Raw genomic sequence first — 19,158 nt, 5'->3', positions numbered from 1 at the left:
ATTAATTGCTAGCTAGTTTTTTTAAGTTCTCGAAATACGGTTGGTATAACTTTAAATCTTTTTTAATCATTGCTGTTACACCATCTCCTGTGATAGTTGCTCCTGCTAATGCATCAACTTCGTAATCGTCTTTAATTTCGTTTTTAGGATCATTATTACCTTTTGCAACTGTAATACCTTTAAAGACACCTGCGTCAGTTAGTAATTTTTCGCCATAAAAATCATCCATAAAGTAACGTTGCTTAATATTAGCTCCTAAACCTGGTGTTTCTCCTTTGTGATCAAAAAATGTACCTTGAACAACCATGTTTTCATCTAAAGCAACATAACCCCAAATAGCATCCCAAAGTCCTTTACCTCTTATTGGTGCGATGTAAAATGTTTTACCATCTTTTTCCCCTATAAATAAAGGTAAACGTCTTGTTCCTCCGTTTTTAGCTTTTGCTTGTTCCTTTTTAACATCAATTAAATAGGCTTGTTTATCTTCTTTAGCAACTCCGTTTTCTATAACTAGTTGCTTTGTGATATATTTTGCGAATTCTACTGATACTTTTGGTGATTTTTTACCAGAACCATTATCTACTAATTCTTTTGAAACAAAAGTTATATCTCCTGTCCCTTCATTACCATTTACACCCATTGCATACAGAATATTCTGTTGCTTTTCCATACGTTCTTGCTCTACAATTGTTGGTTTTAAAGTAGATGCTGTAAACGCTAATAATGATCCTACAACTAGTACCATTACAATTGCAAATATTAAGGTGTATGAATTTTTATCTGTGTTCATTGCCATGATTATGCTGTTTTAACTTTTAAACGTTTCATTCTGCGTTTTACGTTTCCTTGTATTACGTAATGGTCAATAGTTGGTGCAAAGACATTCATTAATAGAATGGCTAAAAACACACCTTCTGGATACGCTGGATTAAATACACGAATCATTATTGAAATGAAACCAATTAAAAATCCATAAATCCATTTACCTTTATTTGTTTGAGATGCTGTTACTGGATCCGTTGCCATGTAAACAGCACCAAATAAAATACTACCAATAATTAAATGTTGCCAAAATGGTACATTCATTAATCCGTAAAATTTGCTAGATTCTCCAATCCACTCAGCAGAAACAACTCCGTTAAATATTAATCCCATTGTTAAAGCTCCTATTAAAGTAGAGACAATAATTCTCCAACTTCCAACCTTAGTAAAGATTAAAAATAGAGCTCCAATGATGATTAATAACTTAGAGGTTTCTCCAACTGATCCTGGAATAAATCCAAAAAACATATCCATATAATCAATACCTGCTAAACTACTATTTTGTGCATAAGCACCAAGTAATGTTTCTCCTGATATTGCATCTGCAGTACCTGCACGCTCAACCGCTTCATGTACCCAAACTTTATCTCCTGACATCCATGTTGGATATGCAAAAAACAAGAAAGCACGAATGGTTAATGCTGGGTTTAGGATGTTCATCCCTGTTCCTCCAAAAACTTCTTTACCTATTACTACACCAAAAATTACTGCTACAGATAACATCCATAATGGAATATCAACTGGCACTATTAATGGCACTAACATACCTGTTACTAAGTAACCTTCTTCTACTTCATGACCTTTAATTACTGCAAAAATAAATTCTACAATAAGACCAACTCCATAAGATACAATTACCAATGGTAATACTGTCCAAGCTCCAACTACAAAGTTATCCCAAGTGATAAAATTTGCAAATAGCGACGCTTCTCTAGTTATACCTGCTGCTGCATCAATAGCTGCATAATGTTGGTAACCTGCATTAAAAATACCAAATATTAAACATGGTATTAATGCCATGATTACAATATTCATTGTACGTTTTAAATCATCTGCTGCCTTAATGTGCGTTCCACCATGAGTGGTTTCATTTGGCAAGTATAAAAAAGTATGAATTGCGTTAAACGCAGGAGCCATCTTGGTCCCTTTATACTTTTCTTTTAAATTATGTAAATTACTTTTTAAGCCCATTATCCTATTTCTTTAAGCATTAAGTCTAAACCTTCTCTAATTATCTTTTGGTGTGGTTGTTTTGACACACATACAAATTCTGTTAAAGCAAAATCTTCTGGTGCTACTTCATACATACCTAAAGCTTCCATTTCGTCCAAATCTTTGTACATACAAGCTTTTAAAATTTGCATTGGAAAGATGTCTAAAGGAAATACTTCTTCGTAATTACCTGTAATAACAAAAGCTCTATGCTCTCCGTTAGTATTAGTATTTAAGTCAAACTTTTTATTTGGTGTTAACCATGAAAAAGTTAAAGCTCTAGAAGTAGAAACTTTATTAAAAACTGGCTTGTTCCATCCAAAAAACTCATAATCATCACCTTCAGGGATTACAGAAATTGTATTACTATAATAATCTAAATTCCCATCTGGTTTAACTTGTTTTCCAGTTAATACATTTCCAGAAATGATACGATCGTTACCGTTTTTATCCACACCATTGTCATAAACCATAGTTGCGATTTCGCTTCCTAATTTAGTTTTGAAATAACGTGGTTTTTTAACTGAAGAACCTACTAAAGCAACAATACGCTCTGCATTAAAGCGTCCTGTTAACAATAATTCTCCAATAATAACAAGGTCCTGAGCATTAACTGTCCAAACAACCTCACCTTTATTAACTGGATCTATTTTGTTAATCTGGGTTCCAACATTTCCTGATGGATGCGGACCAGACACCTTGTGCAAAGTTATATCTGAAAGTCCTGCTAATGGCGAATTACCATTTTTTGCAACACTTACATGTACTTTACCATTAGTTAATTTGCTTAAAGCAGTAACAGCAGCTTGCAGCTCAGCCTCCTTCCCTTGTAGGACGTAATCTAAATCTGCGACTAAAGGTGCACTTGCATAAGCTGATATAAATATAGCTTTAGGCATGTTTGCAGGATTTGCAATAACATCATATGGACGTTGTTTTACAAAAGCCCAACATCCTGACTCTAATAAACGTGATTTAATAGCTTCAGCATTAGCTGAATTTAAATCTAGCTTACCATAATCCTGAAACGCTTGCTCCTTGTCTGCTTGAATTTTTACTGAAAGTATTTTTCTTTTTTCACCACGAGCTACCTCAATAATCTGTCCTGAAACAGGAGATACAAATTTTACAGCTTCATTAGACTTATCGTAAAAAACAGGTTGTCCTGCCTTTACTTTATCGCCTTCTTTAGCCATTAATTTTGGTGTAACTTGATGAAAATCTTCAGGTCTAATTGAATAATAATTGCTAACAATAGCGTTTTCGGTAACCTTTTCGGCTGCTCCGACTAATTTAATATCCAGACCTTTTTTAATCTTAATGTCGTTTGACATATTATAAATCTATTGGTTAATAGTTATACTGATTGTGATTTTTATAGGCTTAAAAATCCGTGCAAATTTAATAATAAATAGATAATTAATTGACTATTTAAAAAAAAACTTTTAGGCATAGATTTTGTTTATCTTTGTTATATAAAACTGCTCACAAATGCTTAACAACATTAAACATATTTTTTTAACTTTTTTAATCACTACTATTAGCTTTGCTCAAGTTAAAGAAATAATACCGCCTGATTATGTAAAGTCAATCTATTTTAATGGAGGAACATCAGAAAGTCAATTACCAATCATTCAACTTGGTCAACCTTTACTTTTAGAATTTGACGTATTAAATGGTAATGAAGATGATTATTATTACGAGATTAAGCACTATAATTTTGATTGGACGCCTTCCATATTAGTTGAGTCAGAATATTTAGATGGTTTTGATGAACAACGTATTAGAGAATACGAAAACTCTTTTAACACTTTACAAACTTTTTCTCATTATAAAGTTAGCATTCCAAACCAATTTACAAAAAGCATTAAACTTACCGGAAACTATATTATCACTATTTATGATGATTATGATGATATTATTTTTAGCCGAAAATTTATGGTATACCAACAACAAGCTAATGTTGGCCTACAAATTAGACGCTCTCGTGACGTTTCAACAATCGAACAAAAACAATCTGTAGACATCACAATAAGCTCGGGTCAATTACAATTTGTAAATCCTACCGAGACTGTAAAAACAGTAATAATTCAAAATAACAATTTAAAAACCGCTATTACGGATTTAAAACCTCAATACATTTTAGGTAACGAGTTAAGCTACAGATACAATGAATCCTCTAGCTTTTTTGGAGGCAATGAGTTTTTAAGTTTTGAAAACAAAGAAATACGAGCAGCAAATAATGGTGTACAATATATTAGCTTAGAAGATCTATATCAAACCTATTTATACACCAACACCTCTCGCGCTGACCTAGAATACACCTACAATCCAGATATAAATGGAAACTTTTTTATAACAGCCTTAAACTCGGACAAACCAGAAACTGAAGCAGATTATGCTTGGGTACATTTTGCTTTACAATATCCAACTATTGAAGAAGGTCAATCCATTCATGTTTATGGAAATTTTAATAATTATGATATTGAACCACAAACTAAACTTAAACATTTTGAAGAAGAAGGTGTTTACAGTATTGCTATAAAATTAAAGCAAGGTTTTTATAATTATAAATATGCAATTGTCGACAAAAATGGCAACATAGACGAACATACTATTGGAGGTAGCTTTTGGCAAACAGAGAACAACTATAAAGTTTTAGTGTATTACAAAGAATTAGGAGCTAGATATGACAAAATAATTGGTTTAGGCGAAGCTAATTCGGTTGGGATTACCAATTAACACTCATTAAAAGTAAGTTTTATCCCATTATATCGACCAAATAAATATATAATTTTCTTATTTTTACAATAAGCAACTACATACTAACATGGTACAACAAGTTACAAAAGGGATAAAAATATCCGTAGACACTAAATTTGAAGGCACGTTTTATAAAAACTATAAAATTAACTTTGCTTTTGGATATGACGTAACCATTGAAAACCAAAGTAAGGATGTTGTCCAGCTTAATGCTAGACATTGGACTATTTTGGATGCACTTAATAATATTGAGATTGTAGCAGGAGAAGGCGTAATTGGACAAAAACCAGTTTTACAACCTGGTGAGAGTCACACCTACTCTTCTGGTTGTTTACTTACCTCTCCATTTGGAGCCATGAAAGGTTTTTACAGTATGATAAATTACTCAACAGCTAAAAACTTTGAAGTTATTATTCCTACTTTTAAATTAAGCGCTCCATTTGCACTTAACTAAAACTACATACTCTGATTCTTTCTATATAAAAGAACCATTCTTCCTTTAACTACAAATATTTTACGGTTTTACTAACCGTAATAACCCAACAAAAAATTGTAACTTTGTAGTATTATTTTTAAACTAAAAACACAACACTTATCATGGGAAAAGGATTTTTCAATGTACCAATTGCGGTGAATGAACCTGTAAAAAGTTACGCTCCTGGCTCTCCAGAAAGAGCAGCAGTTTTAGACGCTTATAAAACAATGTTTAACAGCAAAATTGATGTACCTATGTACATTAATGGACAAGATGTTACAACAGAAAAAACACATACAATGTCTCCTCCACATGACCATAAACATGTTGTTGGAACACACGCCATTGCGGAAAAAAAACATATTGACCAAGCAATATCAACTGCTTTAGAAGCTAGAACAGCTTGGGCAGACACACCTTGGGAACATAGAGCTGGTATCTTTTTAAAAGCAGCCGAATTAATCGCAGGCCCTTACAGAGCAAAGATTAATGCTGCTACAATGATAGCACAATCAAAAACTGTACACCAAGCAGAAATCGATGCAGCTTGTGAGCTGATTGACTTTTTACGTTTTAACGTACAGTACATGACAGAGATTTATCATGACCAACCAGAAAGCACAAGTGATGCCTGGAACCGTCTAGAATACAGACCTCTTGAAGGCTTTGTATATGCTGTCACACCTTTTAACTTTACTGCAATTGCTGGAAACTTACCTGCTTGTATGGCATTAATGGGTAACGTTGTTGTATGGAAGCCAAGTGATTCTCAAATATATTCTGCTAAAGTAATCATGGATGTATTTAAAGAAGCAGGTGTACCTGCAGGTGTAATTAACGTTGTATTTGGTGACCCAGTCATGATTACAGATACCGTTTTAGCTAGTCCAGATTTCTCTGGTTTACACTTTACAGGTTCTACTTATGTATTTAAAGAGTTATGGAAACAAATAGGTAACAACATACACAACTATAAAACGTATCCTAAAATTGTTGGAGAAACAGGAGGAAAAGATTTTATAGTTGCACACAAAACTGCACATCCTAAACAAGTAGCTACTGCAATTGTAAGAGGTGCTTTTGAGTTTCAAGGACAAAAATGTAGTGCAGCCTCTAGAGCTTATGTTTCGAAAAGTATTTGGAACGAGGTTAAAGGTTATGTAATTGAAGATGTTAACTCATTTAAAATGGGATCTCCAGAAGATTTAAGCAACTTTGTTACTGCTGTAATCCATGAAGGATCTTTTGATAAGTTAGCTAAATATATAGATCAAGCTAAAGCAGATAGTAATGTAGAAATTATTGTTGGAGGAAACCACGACAAAACTAAAGGTTACTTTATCGAGCCTACAGTTATTGTTACTGAAGACCCTAACTATACTACAATGCGTGAAGAGTTATTTGGTCCAGTAATGACAATTTATGTTTATGATGATGATAAATTTACTGAAACATTAACATTAGTTGATCAAACAAGCGAGTATGCTTTAACTGGAGCAATTTTAGCACAAGACAGATACGCAGTTGTACAAGCAACTAAAGCATTACAAAACTGTGCTGGAAATTTCTATATTAATGACAAACCAACAGGTGCTGTTGTTGGACAACAACCATTTGGAGGTGCAAGAGCATCTGGAACAAATGATAAAGCTGGTAGCGCTTTAAACTTATTACGTTGGGTATCTCCAAGAATGATTAAAGAAACTTTTGTAACTCCTGTAGATTACAGATATCCTTTTTTAGGAGAATAGTACTTTAAGTATACTATCACACATAAAAAAACGCGAACCAAATGGTTCGCGTTTTTTGTTCTATTCACTTTAGTAAAATAAATTTACTTTTTAAGCTCTAATTTTTCTGCAAAGTAATCACAAAAATCTTTCATTGTAGCAGTCATTTTTTCGTCCTGAGTTGCTCTATTAAAAGTATCACTCATAGCTACTAATGTTTGATGAAAAAACACTTTCATTTCATCCACTGGCATATCCTTTGTCCATAAGTCAATTCTTAAAGATTCCTGCGCTACATTATCCCAAACGGATAGCATCATTGCTTTAGCTTCAGCATTTTTAATACCTCCATCTTGTGCTGTCCAATTTAATTTTTCAGGCACTCTGTTTTCGTCTAACTCAACTTTTAAAGTTATTTCTGATGTTATTTTAGCCATTACTGTCTTGGTTTATATTTAGATTTATTAAATACGATTTGTGCTGGAGTATTAAGCAACTCTGTTAATGTAACAGAGTTATTATCCATGTAGGCTTTTACAATTTGCCAGCCAACAAATTGCCCTACTTTACCTGGAGACTCATTATCTATTTCTGCTAAATAAAATTTTGAGAAAGGTGCTGGATTGATAAAACGATTAGGTAATTTAGAGTCTGTGCTGTACAACAACTCTTTGTCAATAAAGTATTGCCAAATTTGCTCTTGATTGGCATATACCCAATCTAATTGCAATTGTGTGTATCCTATTTTTTGAGCATCAGTTTTAAATGGTATAATCTTATCTTTTATATACAAAAGCTTCCCTGAATAGATCATCTCTTCTAACAAGTTTGTACGTTTAGAGTTTAACACCATCTTCTCTGCATAAGCATTTGCCAAGTCTACGACTATCTGATCCGCAGTCATGTTAGCAGAAATATAAGTTTGTAAGCCTTGATAGAAAAAATGATCTGATCCTAAAAAAGTATCTAACTCTAAAATAGCAATAGTATCTGTTACAATTACCTTGTTGCGGTAATCAACATCAGAGGTCGATGTGATAACTCTAGGTGTCTTAAAATTTGGGAAATAATACTTTAAGTGTTTAAACAATTGCTTAATTTCCTGCGTTTCTGTTTTTAAGTCTGGAAATATTTTAATAGTCTCTTCGCTTAATTGATTTTGCAAAGTATCATTCATTTTTTGTATCCAAAATTGGTCGTCAAACTGTTTAGGAAACATAAATGGATAAGCCATTTTTAATTGCGGTAAATCTTCTGGCTTAGCTTCCGCGAAAGCGATATCAAAACGCTCTACAGCAAGATTTATATCAATCATAGCTATTTTGACTGCTTCTTTATTATCATCTTGACAAGAAAACAATGTAAAAAACAATGATATTATTAAAATGAATACTCTCATAAAACTTAAGGTCTCTTAATTTTTATTACTAAAGGGATTACTTTATTTTTGTTAGGCAAAGGTACTATACTTTGCTTTAAATTCTTTGATTATGCAAACAGAAAAAGTTGTAAAACATATTGTAGATTGGTTAAAAACATATGCTAATAACGCAAAAGTAAATGGTTTTGTTGTTGGTATTTCTGGCGGAATTGACAGTGCTGTAACCTCTACCCTTTGTGCAGAAACTGGTTTAAAGGTACTTTGTGTAGAAATGCCTATCCATCAGGCTGCCAGTCACGTCTCTAGAGGTCAAGAACATATTGAGCAATTAAAAAAACGTTATCCCAATGTGGAAGGGATTATATCTGACCTAACACCTGTTTTTGAAGAATTTAAAACAGAAGTGACCCTAGAAGGTAAAAAAGAAGTGGTGGATATGGCTCTTGCCAATACACGTGCAAGATTACGTATGACGACATTATATTATCATGCTGGTTTACTAGGTTTATTAGTTGCTGGTACTGGTAATAAAGTAGAAGATTTTGGTGTTGGGTTTTACACAAAGTATGGTGATGGTGGAGTAGATTTAAGTCCTATTGCAGATTTAATGAAAAGTGAAGTGTATAAGTTAGGTGAATTTTTAAATGTTCCAGAATCCATAATTAAAGCTGCACCTAGTGATGGTTTATTTGGAGATGCACGAAGTGACGAAGACCAAATTGGTGCATCTTACCCAGAATTAGAATGGGCTATGAAAATGAAAGATGAAGGGAAAACTATATCTGACTTTGAAGGAAGAGAATTAGAAGTCTTTAAAATATTTAAACGATACAATACCAACAACTTACACAAAATGGTTGCAATTCCTGTCTGTAATATCCCTAAAGATTTAATCTAATAGTCCTTAATCCTATAATTTTATATACCTTTACGACGCTATTATTATTTCTATAACTCAAGTCTTTTTTTAATTAAAAAGGCCCTAAAAAACTAATTGACCATGGTTAAACTAATGGTTGCGGATAATCATCCTATAGTAACTAAAGGATTAGAATTGGTATTTGCTAACTCTAGAGACATAAAATTTGTCGCATCGGTTGCAGATGGCGAAGCTATTTTTGACGCACTAAAACAGTACACAACAGACATCTTAATTTGCGAAATTGACTTACCTAAACTAAATGGTATAAGTGTATTACGTCGCATTAAAAAAGAAAACCCAGAAGTAAAAGTTATTATTTACAGCGCACAGCAAGAAGAAGTTTATGCTGTAAGTGCTATTAAGGCTGGAGCAGATGGCTATGTTAACAAATCCACTGACTTACTAACTTTAAAAGATGCTATAATGAAAGTGTATTTGGGCGGACTTTACATAAGCCCAAATTTATCTAGAAAAATTGCATTGGATAAAAACAGTGGAAAAAGTAATTACTACAAAAAACTATCTACAAGAGAGGTTGAAGTTTTAAAGCTTTTATCTAACGGTAGACGTAACAAAGAAATTGCTGAGGAATTACAGATTAATGAAAAAACGGTTAGTACCTATCGTGCTAGGCTAATGAAAAAGCTTAATGTAACTAACTTAATTGATTTAGTAAACCAAGCAAAAAGTTTAGATCTATAAAGCTCTATTTAGCTTTCTTGACAACAACATTTTTAAACCTGAGTAATCCTTGACTTCTTCAAGGATTTCTCGGTTTATAGTGTTTTTATCTTCTAATGTTTCTTTTTGAAACTGTAATACTTTTTGATCAATTAAAAAGCAACGTAAAGTCAAAATTGTCTCGCTAACTAATTGCGCAACAGAGTCTATTTTTGTTTTTGGAAAAATATTATTACGATGCCAGTCGGATAACGCATAACGCTCATCCTCCATTAAAATAGATGTGATTTCTGAGGCTAAAACAGGATCTATTGTGTTAATAATGCTTTCTATTTTAAATTCTGGATTTTGATTTAAAGCTTCAATTATTGCAAAATAAATATCTTTAAACTGTGGGTTTAAAAATTCCATTTCGTCTTCTTGTAAGTCTAAGTATATTTTTTCAAACACTTTAGCTTCTTGAACAACTGGTTCTAACTCCAACTGACCATTGTCTGCTTCTTTTAAAACTAAGTCCTCAAAATCTTCTTTTCTGTTTCCGTAAAGTAGTAGTATCTCAATAATTTTTCGCTCTAAGGTATATTGCACATCAACCTTTTTAACTGCTGGTTGACTTTTAATAACTTCAAAAGCTTGCGGATTTTGAGGTTGTTTTGCTGCTTCATTTTGCTCTTTATTAGTCATTTGAGCTAGAGTAGAAAACAAAACTTCTTCACTTATATCCATTATCCTTGCACACTCTTGGATGTAAATTTCTGTTTTAATTCTATCCGGAATTTTAGCAATACTATTTACAATATCTCTAATGGTTTCGGCCTTTTTAATTGGATCGTTTTTAGCACTTTCATATAAAACCGAAGCTTTAAACTGGATAAAATCCTTAGCATTTTGATCTAAATAGGCTGTTAGCTCCTCTAATGTATTTGATTTTGCAAAGCTATCTGGATCCTCTCCTTCTGGAAACGTACAAACCTTAACATTCATCCCTTGCTCTAGGATTAAATCTATACCTCTTAAAGAGGCTCTCATACCTGCAGCATCACCATCAAATAAAACAGTAATGTTTTTTGTTAAACGGTTAATTAATCTAATTTGGTCACTAGTTAAGGCTGTACCAGAACTAGAAACTACATTTTTAATTCCTGTTTGATGAAATTGGATTACATCTGTATAACCTTCTACTAAATAACAATTATCCTCCTTTGCAATGGATTGTTTAGCATGATAAATACCATATAAGACTTTACTTTTATGATACAAGTCGCTTTCTGGACTGTTTAAATATTTAGCAGCTTTTTTATCATTTGTTAAAATACGACCACCAAATCCTAAAACACGACCACTCATACTTTGTATAGGAAACAAAACACGTCCTTTAAAACGGTCAAACTGCTTAGTCTCCTTAACTATAGTTAGTCCTGTAGCTTCTAAAAACTCTAAATTATATCCTTTTTTTAAGGCTGCATCTGTAAAGGCACTCCATTGATCTAAACTGTAACCAAGTTCAAACTTTTTAATAGTTTCTGTTGTAAAGCCTCGCTCCTTAAAATAACTTAATCCTATTGCTTTACCTTGATCTGTATTATGTAGTGTGTTTTGAAAATAACTGCTAGCAAACTCACTAACTAAATATAAGCTTTCACGTTTATCTTGCGCTTGTTTTTGCTCGTTAGATTGCTCAGTTTCTTCTATTTCAATATTATACTTTTTAGCTAAATATTTAATAGCTTCTGGATAAGTAAAATGTTCATGCTCCATTAAAAAAGCAACGACGTTTCCTCCTTTTCCACTTGAAAAATCTTTCCAGATTTGCTTAACTGGCGACACCACAAAACTTGGAGAACGTTCTTCTGAAAAAGGACTTAATCCTTTAAAATTACTTCCTGCTTTTTTCAGCTGAACAAAATCACCAATAACCTCTTCCAGTCTGGCTGTTTCATATACTTGGTCTATGGTAGATTTTGTAATCAAGATTAAATTTTATTGAATTTTTAGAATGTAAAAGTAATACAAAATAAGACGTTTTTCAATTCAGAAACTTTTAAGTTTTGACGTTTTTAGAATTAAATAAGTTTGAAACTGCGTTAATAATACTAATTTTTTAAACCTTTAAACCTAAATAGCATTGGGAAGCATATAATTAGTTTTAAGGCAAAAAAAAACCGGAATATGTTCCGGTTTTTCATTTTATTTTAAGTAAAACAACTATTTCTAGTCATTAACGCTTAACTTAGTTATAGTTAAATACTCAACTTCTTCGTCATCACCTTCATCATTTACAATCATTTCTTTTTCTTTCTCGTAAGTGATAGTAAAGCTTGTTCCAATTAACTCATCAGAATCAAGATCAAAGTTTTCAAAAACATCTTCTGAAAGATAGTTAAATTCCATTTTTTCTGTCTTATCACCTTTAGTGATTGTAAATACGTAATTAGTATCCTCTACACCATCATAAACTCCAGATACTACTTGATTTTTTGAAATTGTAAAAGAACTTAAAGTTAGGCTTAAAAAAGCAATTGTTAAAACTAAAATTTTTGTTTTCATTTTAATACTATATTAAAGTTGATATTGTGTTAATGGGTTTCGGATTTTAGCCACCTCAAGTCCGAATCTGCTTTTAGTATTGTTTTCCTTAAAAACAATAACACGTGGTTTTACTTTAAATACGTTTAGTACTATCTGTTTAGATTATGAAACTATTTTTTTAGTTTAAATTTTATTTTTTTTTAAAAATCGTGATCTTGCTCTTCACTTTCTTCTAATTGAGGGTCTTGTACTGCTTCTGGATCATCATCTTCAAAATCCTCGTAGTCATCCTCATCGTAGTTTTCCATTGTTTTTACCAATTTAGTACTAACCTTAACTAGATATTTAGTATCTTCTGTAGTTACTTCTACAGCTTCAATTAACTCGTTTTTAGCGTTTCTAAATTCGATAATATGATCTTCATCGTATCCTTCTGGATATTTATCCACTAACAGCTTTAAAATTTCTGGTGTTAGCTTTTTAAAATCAACAATGACGCGTTTTAAATTGTCTGGCTTTTTCATTTTTTTATAGCAATTATAATCCTAATATATATGCAAAGATAAGTGGTGCAACAATTGTTGCGTCACTTTCAACAATAAATTTTGGTGTATCAATATCTAATTTACCCCAAGTAATTTTCTCGTTTGGAACTGCTCCAGAATACGATCCATAACTTGTAGTTGAGTCGCTAATTTGACAAAAATAACTCCAAAAAGGTGTCTCTGTACGCTCCATATCTTGGTATAACATTGGCACCACGCATATTGGAAAATCTCCTGCAATACCTCCACCTATTTGGAAAAATCCGATTCCTTTTTGAGAGTTGTCTGTGTACCAGTCTGCAAGAAAGGTCATGTACTCAATCCCAGATTTCATTGTGCTTGCTTTAAGTTCTCCTTTTAATACATAACTAGCAAAAATATTACCCATTGTACTGTCTTCCCAACCTGGACATACTATTGGTAAGTTTTTTTCTGCTGCAGCATACATCCAAGAGTCTTTTAAATCAATCTCATAATACTCCTCTAAAACGCCTGATAATAGCATTTTGTACATATATTCATGCGGTAAATAACGCTCGCCTTTTGCTTCTGCATCTTTCCATATTTTTTCTATATGGTGTTGTAAGCGTCTAAATGCTTCGTGTTCTGGAATACAAGTATCTGTAACACGGTTAAGTCCTTTTTCTAACAAGTCCCATTCTTCTTGAGGTGTTAAATCACGATAATTAGGTACACGCTTGTAATGTGAATGTGCAACTAAATTCATTATATCTTCTTCAAGATTTGCTCCTGTACAAGAAATAATATGCACTTTATCTTGTCTAATCATTTCTGCAAAACTTTTACCAAGTTCAGCAGTACTCATAGCTCCTGCTAATGACACTAACATTTTAGCTCCATTATCCAATTGCGTTTCATACCCTTTTGCTGCATCAACTAAAGCTGCTGCATTAAAGTGTAAATAATGGTGTTGAATAAATTGTGATATTGGTCCTTTAGTACTCATCGTCTTCGTTAAATTTTGAACTATTATTTTTTTGTTTGTTACTGTCGTAAGTATTGTCATACTCGTCCTCTACACCTTGATCCATAAACTTATAGCTTAGCATTTTATAGTATAATTTTGCTGCTAAAAAGTCTGATGATTTGTCAACTGTGTTTGGACATAACTCTACTATATCAAAACCTACCACATTTTTTTCTTCAAATACTTGTTTTAAAAACTCTAAGGTCTCATACCATAATAAACCACCTGGTTCTGGAGTACCTGTACTTGGCATAATTGATGGGTCAAACGCGTCTAAATCTATGGTAATAAACACATTGTCAGTCATTTGATCAATTGCACTATCCATCCATGTATCATCAACAGCCATCTCGTGTGCGAAGTATGTTTTTTCTTCGTCCATAACTGTTTTTTCAATAGCATCCATAGATCTAATTCCAACTTGAATTAAATTAGTGGTTTGACTAGCTTCATAAACAGCACAAGCGTGATTACATTTAGAGCCTTCATACTCTTTACGTAAATCTGCGTGTGCATCTAATTGTAACACAGTTAAACTAGGAAACATCTCGTTAAAGGCACGAATAGTACCTATAGATACTGAGTGTTCTCCTCCAAAAATGGTTACAAATTTATTTTTTTTAATATACTTTTTTGTTGCTTGATGTACTGCCTCAACCATAGCTTCTGGGGAGCTATTTTCTGAAACAGGATCTGCTAAAAAGACACCTTGTTGATAAACTTCGGTATCGGTTTCGATATCATAAAGTTCCATATTCTCTGAAGCATTTAAAAAAGCTTCTGGGCCTTTATCTGCTCCTTTTTGCCATGTACTTGTCCCATCATAAGGAACAGGAATTAAGACAATTTTTGCTTGTTCTAATTTTGCTAATTCTTCTGGAATACCAGCATAAGTTTTACTTTGCATAGCCTAAAATTTTAAGTAAGTCTTCACTTTTTTGTTGTTCTGAAAATAATGTTTTGGTGATGTTACCATCTTCGTCTTTGTCTATTAAAATATGTTTTGGTGACGGAATCAAACAATGTTGTAATCCTCCAAAACCACCTATAGTTTCTTGATAGGCTCCTGTATTAAAAAAGCCTATATATAATGGTTTGTCTTTATTGTATTTTGGTAAATAGATGGCATTCATGTGCTGCTCACTATTGTAATAATCGTCACTATCACATGTTAAACCACCTAATAAAACACGCTCATAAGAGTCATTCCAGCGGTTTATGGCTAACATTATAAAACGTTTATTTATAGCCCAAGTATCTGGTAATGTTGTAATAAAAGAAGAGTTAATCATGTTCCACTTTTCACGATCGTTTTGTTGCTTTTGGTATAATATCTCGTAAATTGCGCCTCCACTTTCTCCTACTGTAAAACTTCCAAACTCTGTAAATATGTTTGGTACATCTACTTCTTCGTCTTCACAAGTTTGTTGAATTTGATTAATAATTTCATCAATCATATACTCGTAATCAAAATCAAACGCTAACGAGTTTTTAATTGGAAAACCTCCTCCAATATTTAAACTATCTAAACTTGGACAAATCTTTTTTAAGCTTGTGTACACTTTTAAACACTTTAATAATTCATTCCAATAATAGGCATTATCTCTAATCCCTGTATTGATAAAAAAGTGAAGCATTTTAAGCTCAATCTTAGGATTGTCTTTTATTTGATTTTTGAAAAAAGGTACAATGTTTTTATATCCAATACCTAATCTAGAAGTGTAAAACTCAAATTTAGGTTCTTCTTCAGATGCTATTCTAATACCAACTTTAAAGTTACCTTCGATTTGTTCTGACAACAATTCTATCTCTTCATAATTATCAATAATCGGAATACAGTTTTCCTGACCACCATTAATTAATCTAGCAATATTTGTAACGTATTGGTCACGTTTAAAACCGTTACTTATTACAAATGTTTTATTAGTTATTTTACCTTCTTTTTTTAAATTTTCAACAATGTCAATATCAAAAGCCGAAGAGGTCTCTATATGTATATCATTTTTTAAAGCTTCATTTAAAACATGTTTAAAGTGGGAGCTTTTTGTACAATAACAATAGTTATAATTCCCTTTATAATCATGCTTTTTAATAGCATCACTAAACCATGATTTAGCGCGCTGTATGTTATTAGAGATTTGTGGTAGGTACGTAAATTTTAATGGTGCACCATACTCTTCTACTAACTCCATTAAATTGATGTCGTGAAATTGTAGGGTTTTTTCCTCTAGTTTAAATTCTGGTTGAGGAAAATCAAAGGTTTGACTTATTAAGTCTATGTATTTTGTATTCATTATTTTGTTTAGAAATTACTTTAAAGATAAAACATAATATTTTTATTATGCTGTTATGTCAAAATAATTCTATCAAATCTGAATTTTTAGCTCACAAGTAGGCATGAAGCCAAACTGATGCTGGCTAGCAAATATTGTAGTGAAAGCGGAAGTTAGCTTTAAAATTCGGTCACTTAATCTGTAAGCTGCTTTTGAATATGACTTCCTAATTTCCAAAAGCCCGAACATAGAAACAGAGTTCAAGGTGTTCAGCTAATATGATGCAAATGAAATACTTTTTTTTTAATTAAAAACTTTTTTTTGAAAAAAATAATATTTTTTTAAAGATTTGATAACATCAGTATTTACAACCCTTTTAACGCTAAAAAGCGTCTTTTTTAACAATAAAAAAAGACGCTTTTTAAAATAAATACTGTTTGTTTAATCTAAATCTACTCTAATACCTAAAGATAAGTTGTTTTGATCCACTATTTGGTTTTTAAATATTGGTGCCAAATCATATTTAGCATACAAACTTAAATCCCCAAAACCTACATAGGCACTTACACCATAGGTAAATGTATTTGTATTATAGCCTCTTCTAATGGTTTCTTCTACACGCTCTCCATCGGATTTGTAATTTAGCTTTTGCACTGCTTTTCCATTAACACCAACGTATCCACCTAAACCTATTTTAAATTTATCGTAATTATTATAACGGACTCTGCCATCTTCGTACACTTTTTTATCCCAAGGTCCAAATTCAAAATGCACAGGAACAACAAGACTGGTTGTTCTAAACTTAGCACGTTTTAAATCGCCATCAAAACGTTGTAATGTGGTTTGATTACCTTCTTGCACAAAGTACATATCGTTTTTTATATCTAGTTTATTCCATTGTACTGAAAGCCCATATTTTAATCTTAAAAAGTTAGACTCTTTAAAGACTCGCGTATTCCATAGCCAACCTAATTCTACAAAGCCAGAACCACCTAATTTATATGGCGAGTCACTTAAGCTAACACCATCAATAATTGCGTTATTAAAACCCATTGCAAATAGTAATTGATTACCTGTGCGTATGTCTTGTTTTGGAGGTGTACGATTTGCTGTAACTCCGATTAACTCTTTATCTGATGCTCCAATTTTAATAGAAAAAACATTAACGTTTTCATCATCATCTTGCAGCTGCTTGTTGCGATCTAAAAACTCTAATCTATTAACAGCAATTGCGACTCTGTTTTCAATATTTAAAGCTCTTTTTTCTGCGACTTCTTTTTTCAAGCTTTCTGCTTCATCAAAAGTAATCTCATCCGCTTCCAATCTATCGTTAATTGCGTCAATTTCAACTTTTAAAGCATCACGCTCTCCTGCAATAATCGCTTTTTTTAAGGTTTCAATTTTAGGAATTGTGTCATTTACTTGTGCGCTAATTTGGCTGACAGTAAATAAAATAATTAGATAAACTAAATGTTTAGTAATGGTTTGCATAATTGTTCGTTTTTTTTAATGATTAATTGATTTAAAAATCACGCTCTGCCACTGTTGTTTTTAATGTTTCGTAGCCTGATTTTACAGCATGAAACAGACGATTTTTTAGAGATTTTTCAGATTTCATCTCTACATCTTCCAACAATGAGTTAGCGTCAATTTTTTCTGGTTTATAAGTAGTGTAGTTGTTTTGCACATCTGAGTATGCTTCTTTTAATAATAGGTCAGCTTCAGATGTTATTGCTGTCGTTTGACTGGTATTATCAATAGGTTTTTGTGAATTATTAGCAGATGCTATAGTTAATTTATCTTGCAATTTAGTATTGTCATTTACAACCAAAACAGTATTAGATTTATCTGCTTCTACACTTTGTACTGTTGTTTTGTTTTTATTTGTTACCGCTTTATGTTTTGGTTTAACATTTACCTTATCAACGACTACTTCTGGACTTGTTATTGTTTTAGTCACTTTATTTTGCTTGTTAATTTGATTGATTTTACTTGGTAACAGTATTTCATTTTTAACCTCCTCAACAACTACATTAATTGGATCAGGATTGTCATTAAAAATAAAAATTGCCATAAATACACCTAGAAAAGTAGCTGCAATACTAAACCACCAAAACGGGAATTTTCGTTTATTTTTTTGATTATCTAATTGCGTATCTAGTTGGCTCCAAGCTATTTTGCTTGGTGCAATTGTGCGACGCTCTAGCGTGTCTTTTAATTGCTTTTCAAATTTATTTGGTGCCATATTCTTTAATATTTAATATCTTAATATTGTCCTGCAGCATTTTTCTTGCTTTAAATAATTGAGATTTTGACGTCCCAACGCTTATGTTTAAAAGTGTTGCAATCTCAGCATGTTTATAACCTTCAATTGCGTACATTATAAAAACCATTTTATAACCCTCTGGCAAATTGTCTATTAATTCTTGAAGTTGTGCCACATCATATTGTTGCGATGCTTCATCTTGAATCTCGATGTGTTGATAATCTTCATCTACAAACTGAACCGTCTTTTTTTGTCTTAAAAAAGAGATAGCCTCTCTAACCATTATACGTCTAATCCAACCTTCAAAACTGCCTTCATGTTTAAAGGTTTTTAAATTAGTAAACACTTTTAAAAAACCATTTAACATGACCTCTTCTGCATGTTGCATATCCTTTATATAGTAACGACATACACTTAACATTTTAGGTGCATGCAACTCAAACAATACGTGTTGGGCTTCACGATTATTCTGAGCAGCTTTTTTAATTAGCTTAACTTCGTTATTAAATAAGGTAACGACTTTCACAAATAGTGTTGTTTAGTTTGGTCTTCTATTTATAAAGACGCAAAA

At 32.2% G+C, this 19,158-nt stretch carries 19 protein-coding genes; 5 read left to right on the top strand and 14 right to left on the bottom strand.

Annotation, left to right across the window (positions count from 1 at the left end; genetic code table 11):
- Position 1: 1 nt before the first annotated feature.
- The 3 genes from B2989_RS08340 to B2989_RS08330 are packed head-to-tail and all read right to left on the bottom strand — an operon-like array spanning position 2 to position 3,368.
- Entirely contained in the window at positions 2-796 is a 795-nt protein-coding gene (locus B2989_RS08340) for a Na(+)-translocating NADH-quinone reductase subunit C (RefSeq protein ID WP_145006340.1), read from the bottom strand.
- Positions 797-798: 2 nt separating this feature from the next.
- Positions 799-2,013, bottom strand: coding sequence for an NADH:ubiquinone reductase (Na(+)-transporting) subunit B (locus tag B2989_RS08335; RefSeq protein ID WP_292947154.1), 1,215 nt, complete (start codon positions 2,011-2,013; stop codon positions 799-801).
- Positions 2,013-3,368, bottom strand: coding sequence for a Na(+)-translocating NADH-quinone reductase subunit A (locus B2989_RS08330; RefSeq protein WP_292947151.1), 1,356 nt, complete (start codon positions 3,366-3,368; stop codon positions 2,013-2,015). The genes B2989_RS08335 and B2989_RS08330 overlap by 1 nt, the downstream gene beginning before the upstream one ends.
- Before the next feature lie 157 nt (positions 3,369-3,525).
- Between B2989_RS08330 and B2989_RS08325 the strand changes: the two genes are divergently transcribed.
- The 3 genes from B2989_RS08325 (at position 3,526) to pruA (ending at position 7,023) form a co-directional block, all read left to right on the top strand.
- Positions 3,526-4,776, top strand: coding sequence for a type IX secretion system plug protein domain-containing protein (locus tag B2989_RS08325; RefSeq protein WP_292947148.1), 1,251 nt, complete (start codon positions 3,526-3,528; stop codon positions 4,774-4,776).
- A gap of 88 nt (positions 4,777-4,864) precedes the next feature.
- Positions 4,865-5,251, top strand: a complete 387-nt coding sequence (gene apaG / locus B2989_RS08320; RefSeq protein WP_145006328.1) for a Co2+/Mg2+ efflux protein ApaG — start codon at positions 4,865-4,867, stop codon at positions 5,249-5,251.
- A 143-nt stretch (positions 5,252-5,394) separates the two neighbouring features.
- Positions 5,395-7,023 carry an L-glutamate gamma-semialdehyde dehydrogenase gene (gene pruA / locus B2989_RS08315; RefSeq protein ID WP_292947142.1) on the top strand — a complete coding sequence of 543 codons (1,629 nt, stop codon included), beginning with the start codon at positions 5,395-5,397 and terminating at the stop codon, positions 7,021-7,023.
- Between the two features lie 83 nt (positions 7,024-7,106).
- Here the strand turns inward: pruA and gldC are convergent, their stop codons facing one another.
- Both gldC and gldB read right to left on the bottom strand, forming a co-directional pair.
- Positions 7,107-7,439, bottom strand: a complete 333-nt coding sequence (gene gldC, locus B2989_RS08310) for a gliding motility protein GldC (RefSeq protein WP_090841916.1) — start codon at positions 7,437-7,439, stop codon at positions 7,107-7,109.
- Entirely contained in the window at positions 7,439-8,401 is a 963-nt protein-coding gene (gldB, locus tag B2989_RS08305; protein WP_292947133.1) for a gliding motility lipoprotein GldB, read from the bottom strand. Before gldB ends, gldC begins: the two co-directional genes overlap by 1 nt.
- 91 nt (positions 8,402-8,492) lie before the next feature.
- Between gldB and nadE the strand changes: the two genes are divergently transcribed.
- Both nadE and B2989_RS08295 read left to right on the top strand, forming a co-directional pair.
- Entirely contained in the window at positions 8,493-9,281 is a 789-nt protein-coding gene (gene nadE, locus B2989_RS08300) for an NAD(+) synthase (protein WP_292947130.1), read from the top strand.
- Positions 9,282-9,383: 102 nt separating this feature from the next.
- Positions 9,384-10,007 (top strand): response regulator, encoded by a 624-nt coding sequence (locus B2989_RS08295; RefSeq protein WP_145006316.1) that lies wholly within the window; start codon positions 9,384-9,386, stop codon positions 10,005-10,007.
- Here the strand turns inward: B2989_RS08295 and dnaG are convergent.
- The 9 genes from dnaG to B2989_RS08250 form a co-directional block, all read right to left on the bottom strand.
- Entirely contained in the window at positions 10,002-11,957 is a 1,956-nt protein-coding gene (dnaG, locus tag B2989_RS08290; RefSeq protein ID WP_292947125.1) for a DNA primase, read from the bottom strand. The two genes, B2989_RS08295 and dnaG, sit on opposite strands and share 6 nt — an antisense overlap.
- Before the next feature lie 240 nt (positions 11,958-12,197).
- Positions 12,198-12,533: a hypothetical protein gene (locus B2989_RS08285; protein ID WP_145006310.1), complete on the bottom strand. Its 336-nt coding sequence runs from the start codon at positions 12,531-12,533 to the stop codon at positions 12,198-12,200.
- A 182-nt stretch (positions 12,534-12,715) separates the two neighbouring features.
- Positions 12,716-13,039 carry a hypothetical protein gene (locus B2989_RS08280; protein WP_145006307.1) on the bottom strand — a complete coding sequence of 108 codons (324 nt, stop codon included), beginning with the start codon at positions 13,037-13,039 and terminating at the stop codon, positions 12,716-12,718.
- 13 nt (positions 13,040-13,052) lie between these two features.
- Positions 13,053-14,027 carry a deoxyhypusine synthase family protein gene (locus B2989_RS08275; protein WP_099567961.1) on the bottom strand — a complete coding sequence of 325 codons (975 nt, stop codon included), beginning with the start codon at positions 14,025-14,027 and terminating at the stop codon, positions 13,053-13,055.
- Positions 14,017-14,955 (bottom strand): agmatinase, encoded by a 939-nt coding sequence (speB, locus tag B2989_RS08270; RefSeq protein ID WP_028284351.1) that lies wholly within the window; start codon positions 14,953-14,955, stop codon positions 14,017-14,019. The genes B2989_RS08275 and speB overlap by 11 nt, the downstream gene beginning before the upstream one ends.
- The gene (locus B2989_RS08265; protein WP_292947118.1) at positions 14,945-16,342 is read right to left on the bottom strand and encodes an arginine decarboxylase; all 1,398 of its coding nucleotides are present in this window, start codon (positions 16,340-16,342) and stop codon (positions 14,945-14,947) included. The genes speB and B2989_RS08265 overlap by 11 nt, the downstream gene beginning before the upstream one ends.
- A gap of 420 nt (positions 16,343-16,762) precedes the next feature.
- A complete protein-coding gene (locus B2989_RS08260; RefSeq protein WP_292947115.1) occupies positions 16,763-17,812 on the bottom strand; it encodes a hypothetical protein in 1,050 nt (349 codons plus the stop codon).
- Between the two features lie 31 nt (positions 17,813-17,843).
- Positions 17,844-18,566, bottom strand: coding sequence for a hypothetical protein (locus B2989_RS08255; protein ID WP_292947112.1), 723 nt, complete (start codon positions 18,564-18,566; stop codon positions 17,844-17,846).
- Complete coding sequence (locus B2989_RS08250; RefSeq protein WP_292947109.1) at positions 18,553-19,113, bottom strand: RNA polymerase sigma factor; 561 nt, start codon at positions 19,111-19,113, stop codon at positions 18,553-18,555. Before B2989_RS08250 ends, B2989_RS08255 begins: the two co-directional genes overlap by 14 nt.
- Positions 19,114-19,158 lie beyond the last annotated feature (45 nt).

The sequence above is a fragment of the Olleya sp. UBA1516 genome (assembly GCF_002323495.1).
Classification (GTDB): domain Bacteria; phylum Bacteroidota; class Bacteroidia; order Flavobacteriales; family Flavobacteriaceae; genus Olleya.
This window is presented reverse-complemented; position numbering and strand designations above follow the sequence as displayed.

Excerpts from the sequence above, each read along its gene's own strand:
- B2989_RS08275 (WP_099567961.1), bottom strand. The coding sequence starts at position 14,027 with ATGAGTACTAAAGGACCAATATCACAATTTATTCAACACCATTATTTA.
- B2989_RS08255 (WP_292947112.1), bottom strand. The coding sequence starts at position 18,566 with ATGGCACCAAATAAATTTGAAAAGCAATTAAAAGACACGCTAGAGCGT.
- B2989_RS08325 (WP_292947148.1), top strand. The coding sequence starts at position 3,526 with ATGCTTAACAACATTAAACATATTTTTTTAACTTTTTTAATCACTACT.
- B2989_RS08260 (WP_292947115.1), bottom strand. The coding sequence starts at position 17,812 with ATGCAAACCATTACTAAACATTTAGTTTATCTAATTATTTTATTTACT.
- gldC (WP_090841916.1), bottom strand. The coding sequence starts at position 7,439 with ATGGCTAAAATAACATCAGAAATAACTTTAAAAGTTGAGTTAGACGAA.
- pruA (WP_292947142.1), top strand. The coding sequence starts at position 5,395 with ATGGGAAAAGGATTTTTCAATGTACCAATTGCGGTGAATGAACCTGTA.
- B2989_RS08340 (WP_145006340.1), bottom strand. The coding sequence starts at position 796 with ATGGCAATGAACACAGATAAAAATTCATACACCTTAATATTTGCAATT.
- B2989_RS08265 (WP_292947118.1), bottom strand. The coding sequence starts at position 16,342 with ATGAATACAAAATACATAGACTTAATAAGTCAAACCTTTGATTTTCCT.
- B2989_RS08295 (WP_145006316.1), top strand. The coding sequence starts at position 9,384 with ATGGTTAAACTAATGGTTGCGGATAATCATCCTATAGTAACTAAAGGA.
- speB (WP_028284351.1), bottom strand. The coding sequence starts at position 14,955 with ATGCAAAGTAAAACTTATGCTGGTATTCCAGAAGAATTAGCAAAATTA.
- B2989_RS08335 (WP_292947154.1), bottom strand. The coding sequence starts at position 2,013 with ATGGGCTTAAAAAGTAATTTACATAATTTAAAAGAAAAGTATAAAGGG.
- apaG (WP_145006328.1), top strand. The coding sequence starts at position 4,865 with ATGGTACAACAAGTTACAAAAGGGATAAAAATATCCGTAGACACTAAA.
- B2989_RS08285 (WP_145006310.1), bottom strand. The coding sequence starts at position 12,533 with ATGAAAACAAAAATTTTAGTTTTAACAATTGCTTTTTTAAGCCTAACT.
- nadE (WP_292947130.1), top strand. The coding sequence starts at position 8,493 with ATGCAAACAGAAAAAGTTGTAAAACATATTGTAGATTGGTTAAAAACA.
- gldB (WP_292947133.1), bottom strand. The coding sequence starts at position 8,401 with ATGAGAGTATTCATTTTAATAATATCATTGTTTTTTACATTGTTTTCT.
- B2989_RS08330 (WP_292947151.1), bottom strand. The coding sequence starts at position 3,368 with ATGTCAAACGACATTAAGATTAAAAAAGGTCTGGATATTAAATTAGTC.
- B2989_RS08280 (WP_145006307.1), bottom strand. The coding sequence starts at position 13,039 with ATGAAAAAGCCAGACAATTTAAAACGCGTCATTGTTGATTTTAAAAAG.